At 55.9% G+C, this 10,705-nt stretch carries 8 protein-coding genes and 1 pseudogene; 4 read left to right on the top strand and 5 right to left on the bottom strand.

Going from position 1 to position 10,705, the window contains the following annotated elements; genetic code table 11:
* The 4 genes from B3759_RS13710 to B3759_RS13695 all read right to left on the bottom strand — a co-directional run.
* Positions 1-1,671 (bottom strand): recombinase family protein (locus tag B3759_RS13710; RefSeq protein ID WP_291366657.1); only part of this gene is annotated, 1,671 nt, incomplete at its 3' end.
* Between the two features lie 36 nt (positions 1,672-1,707).
* A complete protein-coding gene (locus tag B3759_RS13705; protein ID WP_099347872.1) occupies positions 1,708-2,133 on the bottom strand; it encodes a hypothetical protein in 426 nt (141 codons plus the stop codon).
* A 9-nt stretch (positions 2,134-2,142) separates the two neighbouring features.
* Positions 2,143-2,397: a type II toxin-antitoxin system prevent-host-death family antitoxin gene (locus B3759_RS13700; protein ID WP_099347873.1), complete on the bottom strand. Its 255-nt coding sequence runs from the start codon at positions 2,395-2,397 to the stop codon at positions 2,143-2,145.
* Between the two features lie 72 nt (positions 2,398-2,469).
* A complete protein-coding gene (locus B3759_RS13695; protein WP_180952785.1) occupies positions 2,470-2,715 on the bottom strand; it encodes a hypothetical protein in 246 nt (81 codons plus the stop codon).
* A 334-nt stretch (positions 2,716-3,049) separates the two neighbouring features.
* Here B3759_RS13695 and B3759_RS13690 point away from each other — a divergent pair, with 334 nt between their 5' ends.
* From B3759_RS13690 to B3759_RS13675, 4 genes are all read left to right on the top strand, one after another.
* Positions 3,050-4,312: a cation:proton antiporter gene (locus B3759_RS13690; RefSeq protein ID WP_291366653.1), complete on the top strand. Its 1,263-nt coding sequence runs from the start codon at positions 3,050-3,052 to the stop codon at positions 4,310-4,312.
* Positions 4,312-4,995 (top strand): YoaK family protein, encoded by a 684-nt coding sequence (locus B3759_RS13685; protein ID WP_237913976.1) that lies wholly within the window; start codon positions 4,312-4,314, stop codon positions 4,993-4,995. Before B3759_RS13690 ends, B3759_RS13685 begins: the two co-directional genes overlap by 1 nt.
* Positions 4,996-5,463: 468 nt before the next feature.
* Positions 5,464-6,252, top strand: a complete 789-nt coding sequence (locus tag B3759_RS13680; protein WP_291366650.1) for a hypothetical protein — start codon at positions 5,464-5,466, stop codon at positions 6,250-6,252.
* Between the two features lie 22 nt (positions 6,253-6,274).
* The gene (locus B3759_RS13675; RefSeq protein ID WP_291366648.1) at positions 6,275-7,372 is read left to right on the top strand and encodes a winged helix-turn-helix domain-containing protein; all 1,098 of its coding nucleotides are present in this window, start codon (positions 6,275-6,277) and stop codon (positions 7,370-7,372) included.
* A gap of 174 nt (positions 7,373-7,546) precedes the next feature.
* Here B3759_RS13675 and B3759_RS13670 read toward each other — a convergent pair.
* A pseudogene (locus tag B3759_RS13670) lies at positions 7,547-10,705 on the bottom strand (hypothetical protein); the annotation flags it as partial.

The raw sequence follows: 10,705 nt of genomic DNA, 5'->3' as shown, positions 1-10,705 counted from the left end.
TCTTTGGTTGCAGGCCCCCGCAATACCCGATACCGACACTCCCGAAGCCCTGGCTCCGGGAGTGTTCGTGTTTTTGGCTCCCTGACCGTGCGAGGCGGCGAAATCCAATAGCGTGCCCAGTTCGCCATGCAGCGTGGCGTGTATCTCGCCCCGAACCTTGCCGGGTGTGACGACGATTTTCTCGATCAGTGCCCGGATGGCCTCTGAGGCTTCCTGCCGCTCCTCGGGATGGTTCAGGGTTTCCGCCAGCCGCTCGACCTTGTGTTTGAAGATTCCGGCAACGTTGGGATGGATATCCGGCACGTCCTGGGGCTGGGCAGCGAGCAGGGCGACCAGTTCATCCTCTCGGGTCTCCATCTCGCGCATGCGCTCGACCATGCCGCGTGTATAGCCGCCATCCTCGATCACCTGGAGCATCTGTTTCAGCCCCTTGCGCAGTTTCGTCAGTTCCGTCTGCCAGCCCGCCGTACTGGCGCGACGCTCATGGTTGGCGCGATTGGTTTCCTCGACATAGGCGCGCATCGCCTCCGCCGCCGCTTCGGGCGTCATCAGTCGGTCCTTGAGACCCGACAGCACGCGGTCTTCCAGTTCCGGACGGCGGATGGTGGTTTTGTTGGTGCAGGAGCGGTTGTCCATATGGGTGGAGCAGGCGAAGCGGTCGCCGCCCCGGATCGAGCAGGGACCGCCGCACACGCCACAGAACACCAGACCGGAGAGCAGGGATTTCGGGCGGCGCTGGCCATTGAGGCGATTGTTGGAGGCGCGGATACCGGCGCTGATGTTCACGCTCTTTTCCGCGATCAGTGCCTGCTGGGCACGGACGGCTTGCCAGAGATCATCGTCCATGATCCGTAGATCCGGAACCTCGGTGACGATCCACTCTGATTGCGGGTTCAGTCGCGAGACGCGCTTGCCCGTCTGCGGGTCTTTCAGATAGCGCAGGCGGTTCCAGACCAGCCGACCGATATAAAGCTCGTTGTTGAGGATGCCGGTGCCGCGCAGGGCGTTGCCCCGTAGGGTGGTGTTGTTCCACTTACCGCCCGTGGGGCTGGGGATGCCTTCGTCGTTCAGGCGTCCGGCGATGGAAAGCGCACTGCGTCCGGACGCAAACTCACGAAAGATGCGGCGGACGATTTCCGCCTGCGCGTCGTCGATCTCGCGTTCGCCCCGGATCAGTTCGCCCCGTGCGTCCATCTGATGCACGACACGATAACCGTAGCAGATCCCGCCGCCGGATTTGCCGGCCTCGACGCGCCCGCGCAGCCCGCGATGGGTCTTCATGGCCAGATCCTTGAGGAACAGGGCGTTCATCGTTCCTTTCAGGCCGACGTGAAGCTCGCTGATCTCGCCTTCCGCCACGGTGACGATCTGCACTCCCGCGAATTGCAGGCGCTTGAACAGGGTGGCGACGTCGGCCTGATCGCGGGAAACGCGATCGAGCGCCTCAGCCAGCACAATATCGAATTGTCCGGCCTGGGCGTCGCGCAGCAGGGTCTGGATGCCGGGGCGCAGGATCATGCTGGCCCCGGAGATCGCCGCGTCGCGGTAGGTATCCACCACCCGCCAGCCCTCGCGCGTGGCGCGCTCTTCACAGAGCCGGAACTGGTCCTCGATCGAAGCCGCCCGCTGGTTGTCCGAGGAATAGCGGGCATAGAGCGCGACACGGGTCATGACTTTACTTCCTTTATCCTTATAGGTTCTCCATGCTCAGCGACGCACGACGGCGCTTTTCTTCTGTCGGGCGAGGGCCACGAACTCCGCCTTGATCCGGGTGAACAGGCCCGGAGGAATGAAGCCGTAAGCGAAAACACCCGCTTTGCCGGGGACCGGCGACACGCCGCTGCTCGGCCATTCATCGACGTTGTGCTCCGAGACGATGACCCAGCTTGGGACATCATCCAGTCCGATCGCCGCCTTGACCTTCGCCGGTATCTCGATCCCGACCGTATCGCCGGAAGGCGGCGTGTGGGTGATGGGCAGAAACACGACATAGCGGGGCCGCAGCATACTGTCGCTGGCCGCGACGAGGCAGGCGGGACGATCCTTGCCTTGGTCCTGTCCCCGCGTGGCCTCATGCGTCCACAGATAGTCGTAACGGACCACGAGGCCGGGTTTGGGTTCGGGAAACGACACGGACGGCCCTTATTTCAGCAACTCGTCGAGATGCGCGTGTTCGGGGTCCATGTCGGCGCGCTCCACGGCGGCCAGCACCACGTTGGACACGTCCTCCGTCCGGTGGCTTCGCTGGGCCGCCGCGCGGAGCCAGTCATAATGATCTGCGGACAACAGCACATATTCGCGGCGGCCATGGCGGGTGATCTCGACCGGCTCGCGCTGGGCCTGATGTTGGAATTCGCCGAATTTGCGCTGGAATTCGAGGGCGCCGACGGTAGGCATGAGCGGGGTATCCTATTGGTGGAATGGCAATGCCCAAATTATACGTATAATACCTCTTTCTCAAGGATAATCTCACTCCTCCCGCTCCGGCCTGGCTTTGCTGGCGGGATCGTTGTCATTGGCGATCTGGTCCAACCGCCGCTCGAATTCCTCGCGGGCGATCTGTCGCCCCAGCAGGCGCGCCAGGACGAGGATCAGTGCGTCCGTTCGCGCCTTCATGGCCGGATTGGGAGGAATGGATTGGATATTGCTGCCGGGTTCGTTATCGTTGACCGGAGAATTCGGTCCGGCGTTCGATATGCGGTTTTCGTCCGTCATCGTCCTGCCCTTTCCGTCTGGAGAGGACAGCAGCATCACGCGCTAAGAAACGCCGTGCAACCGGAAAAATATAGCCACTTCAATGGGTTGTCGGTGTGTGTCGGTTGCTGCGTACTGGGGCGTAGTCAGGCGTACATGTGGCGGCGTTTTGTTCGCAAAATGAGAAATCACAAATTGGTGAATGGTTGGTTTGAAGTTACGACTCGCTGACTGGGTGACGACGGCGCCTTCCGCCTTCGCTTCTGCCATTCATCGACCCGTCGAACTCTCCCGGTAGCGGGCCATTTTCCGGTTTTTCTTGACGCAAAGCGCCTCAGCGGCCAGCGGTGAGGACATGGATACGATCAGCCTCTTTGCCCTGCTGCTGAGCTTCTCGGCAGGCTTCAGCATTCTCAATCACCATACGCTCCGCGTTCCAGTCACAATTGGCGTGCTTGTCTTCTCGTTGCTGACATCGCTGCTGGTCATGATCCTGAATCCGCTGATTCCGGCTTATGATCTTCTGGCCCTTCCGCGATCTGTGCTCGGCGCCATCAATTTGCCTGCTGCACTTCTGAATGGTGCGCTATCGCTTCTTCTGTTTGCCGGAGCCATGCAGGTCGATGTCGGGCATCTGCGCGCCAGGCTGGCATCGGTAACGGCTCTTTCCATTATGGGAACCGTTCTGGCCGTCGCTTTTCTTGCGATCACGGCGTGGTACGTCTTTCCCCTTCTGGGCCACGCCATTCCCTTCGCATGGTGCATCGTGCTGGGTGCCATCCTCGCACCCACTGACCCGGTTTCGGTCGTAGGCATGCTGAAGCGTCTAGGCCTGCCGGGGCCGCTTCAGGCCGTTTTCGCTGGCGAGAGTCTGTTCAACGACGGCGTAGGGGTTGTCATTTTCGGTGTGACGATCGGACTGGCGACCGGAGACAGTCAGGGCGTAACTGCCTCGGAGATCGCGTTCAGCTTCTGTCGTGAGGCAGTTGGTGGTGGTCTGTTGGGTGCACTGACCGGATGGATCGCGCTTCGTGTGCTCAAGGCGCAGCGGGATCCGCATATTGATCTGCTGACGTCGCTGGCACTTGCGACCGGGACCTTCAGCATAGCTAACCAGCTTAGCATGTCAGGCGCGATCGCTGTCGTCGTGGCTGGTCTTTGTTTCGGAACACGTTACAGCCACTCCATTTTTGATGAAGCCTCACGCAAGGAACTCGACATCGCCTGGAACCTCATCGACGAGGTACTGAACGTCCTGCTGTTCATGCTCATCGGCTTTGAAATTCTGGAAATCACGCCGCATCTGTTTACGGTGCTGGCGACGCTTGCCGTGATCCCGCTCTCCATTGCAGTACGAGCACTGAGCGTGCTGTTCTCGACCCTTCCGGTCCATCTCCGGCAATGGGAACGGGGCCGTGTTCTTGGCATCCTGACCTGGGGCGGCCTGCGTGGGGGCATCTCGGTCTCACTGGCGCTAGGTCTACCGCCCGGAGAATTGCGCAACCTGCTGCTGCCGGTCTGCTATGGTGTGGTGGTGTTCACCATCATCGTGCAGGGTCTGACCATGGAACGGGTCGCCCGAAAGCTCTATCCGTCATCCGTATCTCGGCCGCAGTAATGTCGTCCTCCCTTCTTCCCGTCTCGGTTTCCGCTCGGCGGGTTCTCATTCTCGGTCTTGTCGCAGGCTATGTGGATGCCCTGAGTTTCGTCGATCTGGGCGGTGTCTTTGCAGGCGCGATGACCGGGAACACCACGCATATGGGCGCTTCGTTTATCAGTGGGAGCTGGCAGCACGGCCTGATTCTGGTCGGTGTGCTGGGCGTATTTTTCCTTGCCGCCATCCTCTCCGGCCTGATGCGGCTGTTATGGTCGCCAGCTTATGGGGTCATGGTGATGACGATCTTCATGGTTCTGGCGCAGATCGTGCATGGATCGTCCCTGCGTTACTGGGGAGAATTTCTCGTCCTGCCAGCACTTCTGGCCGTTCAGGGCGAAACGATCGCGAAATTCTCCGGCACGCCCATGCCCACGATCGTCGTGACGACAAACCTGTTGAAAGCCGCATCGGGAATTGCGGAATGGGTGGCGTCATATCTTGCGCCGGACAGGAATACTCGCCCTGTCGCCGGAAGCATTTTTCTACCGCTGCTTTCGTGGGCGGCTTTTCTGGCTGGCGTGATGGCCGCCGCCACGGGGCTGGTTTTACACGGCAGTTTTCCGTTCCTCTGGCCTGTCCCTTTCCTTGTTTTCCTATACCGGGACATCTGGAAAAGGGAGTGTGCAGGGCAAGACGATAATTGAAAACCCTGTTCGGCAGGCCCGGATCAGACGCGGGACGTAACGCGTTTATGGATGCGGATCTGCCTCTCTGTCAGGTCGGGTTTTTATGCCTGACAGCCGACATTCGGCTTGCCCCCCCAAAAACGGACACCGAACGGATCTTTTTCACGATATAGGCTTGCGTGAAACGGGCGGCCTGTCACCTAATTAAGGGACACCTTGTAACCTGAATAAGGATACTTTTGGGAGGCAAGATCGGCGTGGATGCTGGAATTCTCCTAATTAAGGAACTTCGACAAACCTCCCTTTTTCCGGGAGCCCATCTACTTGCGATAAAGGGTATTATCGCAACTAGGGTGGGGAGAGGGGGCTTGTCTCAGGAGCTCTGCGCTGTTTGAACCTAATGGTGTCTTAACATGAATTGACATGACGAAGCGTCTTGCAGAGAGATGAATCTCTGAACTCCTTTCTGCAGGCGGGTCATCTCTTATGTCACTTTCTACTGATCCGGATGTTGATGATCCTGATTATCTTTTTCGCTATCAGGCCCGACGGACCCTGCTGCATATGCAGGCAGAAATTGGTAACAATCTTTCCGCGTGCGTCTGGAGCGGAAAATATCGTCATCAGGAATATGTCCGCCGCGAACCGCTGGTAGCAAAAGGGCACAGGATCTACTCGCTGTCCGTGTGGAGAAATGAATCACTCGCGCGCACCCATTTTCGTGGTTCGTCGTTTCCGGGCCTGTCGTTTGTGCTCATGAGAATTCCACGCCGCGCTGTCAGGGAGACCTCTCTGCAATGGCGTGATGACGACTGGCTCTTCGGTAAAGCACTTCTCCTGTTCGAGGAGGCACCGTGGATACAGAAACAGGTCTATGGCCCGTCACGCATCCCATGGTCGTGCATCGACATGACCGAACTGACCTGGTCACCTCTGGAAATCATGGAAGAGGACCGGCTTGGTGCGGTCAGGCACCCGTACGCCAGCACCTATCGTCATCTCCCCGATGACCGGAATGACTATGGTCTGCCGCAAGCCGAGATACAGGTGCGAAATCTTTTGCGGGCACTGACAGAAACAGAAAGCGCGCTCCGTGGTCTCTCACCGTTTCAACTGATCCGACGTAAAGAGCTGGAAGCGGTCAGACTATCGCTGTTTGGACAGTGTCACGCCATTGACCGGAACGCCCCTTCCATCCGGGCGACCAAGGAGCGTCTCGAGCGGTCCCTGCCACAGGACCATCCTTGGCGTTCTTTCTTGAACCTTTTCTCGTGATGACGAACCTCAGGTCCGAGCCATGACAAAACGGCATCAGTCCCTGCCACTGGCAACGGTGGCCTCTGTCCTGGTCCGCGCATCCGTTGCCATTGGACGCCTCGATCAACGCCTGCGAGGCCACCCGTTACTGCCCGCCTTTCTCCTGCGCGCAAGACTGCAGACCGTAAGCGCTCAGGCGGCAACCGACGGATACCATATTGACCCGTGGCGTCTCGTGGCGGTCCTCGAAGGTCTCCCTCTTCGTCAACCCGATGCCGCGGAAGACCGGATGTTTCAGCATGACGCCTCGTGGGCCGCCTATGATCTGTATGCCTGGCTGGCTTACCCGGGCGGACGTCGTCAGCGGTCAATCGACGCCGCGACACGGGCTATCGAAGCAGAAGATCCGGGGCTGGGTATCCTCCTGCAGGCGGGCGAAGCCTACTATCGCTGGATCTGGAACATGAACCGCAGCCGCGCGGCCATGCGGGCAGCTCTGGTCAACGCATGGCAGAATGCCGGCCTTTTTACCGCGCCTGTTCCTCTGACTGCCTCTGCAGCGTTCCGGTCGGATGCGCCAACGGATCGTGCGGAGTGGATCGCTGACTTTCTCACCGAACTCGGCAACGAAGCCATCTGCTTTGAGGATCTGTTATCGCGCATGGAACACGCCTGGACGTTTGCGAGGCGTGCTGTGCAGGGGCAACGCTCAACAAGCCGGGCCGGACTGGTCGTCGATCTCCTGATGCTGCATCCCATGGCGTCAGCGACAGCAATCGCCCAAAGAACCGGCCTCTCGATCAACGCCACTCTGCAGATTCTCGAACGGCTCGAGAGAGAGGGTATCGTCGTGGAAATCACGAACCGCTCGGCGCGACGGCTGTTCGCGATGCGAGCGTTTGAAGGCGTCCGCGACTGCATCAGGCCACCGCAACGCCGAAGTCGGGGCAAGACGACGGATGGCCCACGGGAAAGCGCATCGCCCACGTCTTCGTCCGTTCCGTCACGTATCCAGCGGGATGAGTTGCCTCCATTGGATTATACGGATCTGGAGCAGGCTCTTGCTGCAGCAGATCGCGCGGTCACACGGTTTGTGGAACGCATCGAGTTAGGTAGAGCTGACTATGTGATCGTCTGACCAGATAAAATCTTTAGAATGGTTTCTAATCTCATAGCGGTAGGCCGGAAAAAAGAGTCACCGGCCCACTCCACAGCCCAGTCTTGATCGCATCCTGCGAACACCCACCGGGCAATGCCCGCATTGTGGGAATCTTTTCCTTCAGACCCCACAATACATTCTGTCAAAATAGCGCTAGCTCCCATACCCCTGAGTTTCCTGCCAGTCGCGCTGCACTGCGCTCTGTAGGACATCGTCTGCGGGAAGGCTGCTTACGCTAGCGGCGTTGAATGCAGAATTTCCCTTCGACCAATCCACCATCTCAGCAACCATATCCTTCAGATAGCCCCCTTCTATCTGTTGCCCGCTCGTGGTGAAAATAGAGGCAAGACTGCTGTTTCCAGCAAACCAGTCGGAAACACGCATTACGGAACTGCTTCCCGTGATTTCGATCAACAGATCCTGATTTTGCTGCTGGAACCAGAGATTTTCAGAGCCAGCATCACCCGTCACGGTTATAGAAGTGGCATTCGAGCGTAAAGTCACGTTTCCAGATGCTGCGGAGAACGCTTGTGACGACTGCGCATCGGAGACGATCTGAGCACGTGTAATAGATGAGCCGTCAACAAATTTTATGGCTTGGGGACCATCTAAGCTGCTGGAAAGCAAGTCATCAAGAGTAACAATGTCTCCTGCTCTAGCATCATAGATTTGTACATCAGATGGATTGGTGCCTGATGAGGCTATTCGGATGTTGTCTGCTGTCAGACCCGTTCCCATCTGCAGCACGCTCTGGTCGCCGGTGTTGCTGGCCTCGTAAATCTCGAGATGGCCGTAGCCGACATTGTAGACAAAGGTGTCATTACCACCGTTGCCGCTGACATAATCCTGACTGCCGGACGGCGCGCCTTTGCCGTCAAAGGTCTGCGCCACCTTGCCCTGCTGACCGTAGATGCTGTCGGCTGCTATCGTTCCGGTTGTGGCAAGGCCGATCATCTGCGCCTGTGTCAGGCTGGTGCCGTCGGTGAAGGTAACGAGCTGCGGTCCGCTGTTGCCACCGCGCAGCACGTTGTCGAGTTCGATCCTGTCCCCGACCGTCCCATCAGTGAGGAACAGGTCGCCCCAGCTGTCCGACGTCACTGCGATATCGGCGGCTGTCAGTCCAGCCCCCATCTGCAGCACGCTCTGGTCGCCGGTGTTGCTGGCTTCATAGATCTCCAGACGACCGTAACCGACATTGTAGACGAAGGTGTCGTTACCACCGTTGCCGCTGACATAATCCTGACTGCCAAATGGCGCGCCTTTGCCGTCAAAGGTCTGCGCCACCTTGCCCTGCTGACCGTATATGCTGTCAGCAGCTGTGGTCCCGGTTGTGGCAAGGTCGATCAGCTGCGCCTGTGTCAGGCTGGTGCCATCGGTGAAGGTGACGAGCTGCGGTCCGGTATTGCCGCCGCGCAGGACGTCGTCGAGTTCGATCCGGTCTCCGGCCGTGCCATCGGTGAGGAAAAGATCGCCCCAGCTGTCCGACGTCACTGCGATATCGGCGGCTGTCAGTCCGGTTCCCATCTGCAGCACGCTCTGGTCGCCGGCGTTGCTGGCTTCGTAGATCTCCAGATGGCCGTAACCCGCGTTGTAGACGAAGGTGTCGTTACCACCGTTGCCCTGGATGTAATCCTGACTGCCGGACGGCGCGCCCTTGCCGTCAAAATCATCTACGCTTCCGTTTTGAACGCCATACAAGTTATCACTTCCTGACGTTCCTATATTAAGCTTCTCTACAACTTCCTGAGTATTCCATATAGTACCATCGGTAAAATATATGTTTGATACGCCGTACTCCTGAACACCTCCATTTTGAAATGCGACCATGCGATCAAGCTTGATTTCATCATGAGTAATCTGGTTTTCTAAAAAAACATTCCCACTTGCATCGCTTGCGACATGTATGTCGTTAGGTAAGACACCATCTCCAAGAGTAAGCTTTGCTCTTGTCGCAATATTCCAGCCAGCATCCTGATTAATTTCAACGTTTCCACATCCCAAATTATATGTGAACTGTGCATCGGGCCTAAAACCATAAATAAACTGATTATTTATTGACGCTGTATCTGCTAAAGTTAATAATTGTGCGCTTGTAAGAACTACGCCGTCCGAGAAGGAAACGCTGTTCACACCATACTGCTGGTTACCGCTCGCGCCAACTGTTGCCATATAATCGATCTTAATATATCCAGAGTTTCCTTCCGTTGATTCTATATAAACATTACCTTTTAAATCTGTCGTAACAACAAAACCTGTTGATGTAATTCCTGATTTTATACTCAAAACACTAGTAACATTATTATCCTCTCCCGCATTTGACATAATCTCCAATGCATCTTGATTTTCTTCAAAATTATATACGCCAGCCCCATTCGTCTGATCGGTTGACATCGCTCCGTTGAAGGTCAGAGACCGTATGTCTGCTAAAACTGATGGGGAAAGCCCGGATATCTGGGTTTCTAATAAGCTGTTATAGTCTTCCTGATTTTGCGGAACAACGGATGTCCCCACTAGGTCATCAATTCTTTTCCAATCTGAAAAATACGCATCTAGAACGGTTATAACGGCCCAGTCAGTCGCGGAGGAAACTGAAAACGTACCAATTTTTGTAGCGATATCAGCTATAATATCTGCAAAATCAACGCTGGAACGCATAATATCATTTGACGAGTCAAATATAAAATCAGAAAATAGATCCCTATTTTCTTGAACAATTAATCTTGCGGCTTCTCCATTAAAAACCGAGTTCCAGCTTTCTTTTAAATCATATGCTTGAATCGTATATTTCGGATACAGATCACCGTGCGCATCAAGAAATGTGATACCCGTAAATTTCTCTAAAAAAGCAACTTCTCTTCCATCAATATTTCCACCCCTACCCCAAGGATTAACTGAACTTACACCTGCCCATTCGAATAGTATATTTGCTATGGAATTGCCTATATATGCTGTTGTATCTGTTTTATCATTTGAAAATGTCTTTAAATCGTTCAGTAACACCGGATCGGCGGCCATGCTCCTTCTCAGGTTTGTTAATTGTCCATATCCACACAAGTCAGGGAGCGCCAAAATTTCATTCGAAAGCGTCTCATTACTTGTGTACTTAGTATATGTCTGACTATAAGAGAAATCCACAAAATCTATATCAGAGGAACTAAAATCGTCATACGTTACAAATGAAGATGATACAATTTTGTTGCCAGAAACAACCTGATTTGCACTTGAAAAATCAGTCGATATAGATCTAATATGTAGAGAGCCAAGGGAATAAATTTCTCCATCATCTTCCTTGCCATTGCCATTGCCATTGCC

Source organism: Acetobacter sp. UBA5411 (assembly GCF_002409645.1).
In the GTDB taxonomy this organism is placed as follows: domain Bacteria; phylum Pseudomonadota; class Alphaproteobacteria; order Acetobacterales; family Acetobacteraceae; genus Acetobacter.
This window is presented reverse-complemented; position numbering and strand designations above follow the sequence as displayed.

What these genes read in the sequence shown, in the direction of transcription:
- B3759_RS13700 (WP_099347873.1), bottom strand. Translation starts at nt 2,397, where the DNA reads ATGCCTACCGTCGGCGCCCTCGAATTCCAGCGCAAATTCGGCGAATTC.
- B3759_RS13695 (WP_180952785.1), bottom strand. Translation starts at nt 2,715, where the DNA reads ATGACGGACGAAAACCGCATATCGAACGCCGGACCGAATTCTCCGGTC.
- B3759_RS13690 (WP_291366653.1), top strand. Translation starts at nt 3,050, where the DNA reads ATGGATACGATCAGCCTCTTTGCCCTGCTGCTGAGCTTCTCGGCAGGC.
- B3759_RS13685 (WP_237913976.1), top strand. Translation starts at nt 4,312, where the DNA reads ATGTCGTCCTCCCTTCTTCCCGTCTCGGTTTCCGCTCGGCGGGTTCTC.
- B3759_RS13680 (WP_291366650.1), top strand. Translation starts at nt 5,464, where the DNA reads ATGTCACTTTCTACTGATCCGGATGTTGATGATCCTGATTATCTTTTT.
- B3759_RS13675 (WP_291366648.1), top strand. Translation starts at nt 6,275, where the DNA reads ATGACAAAACGGCATCAGTCCCTGCCACTGGCAACGGTGGCCTCTGTC.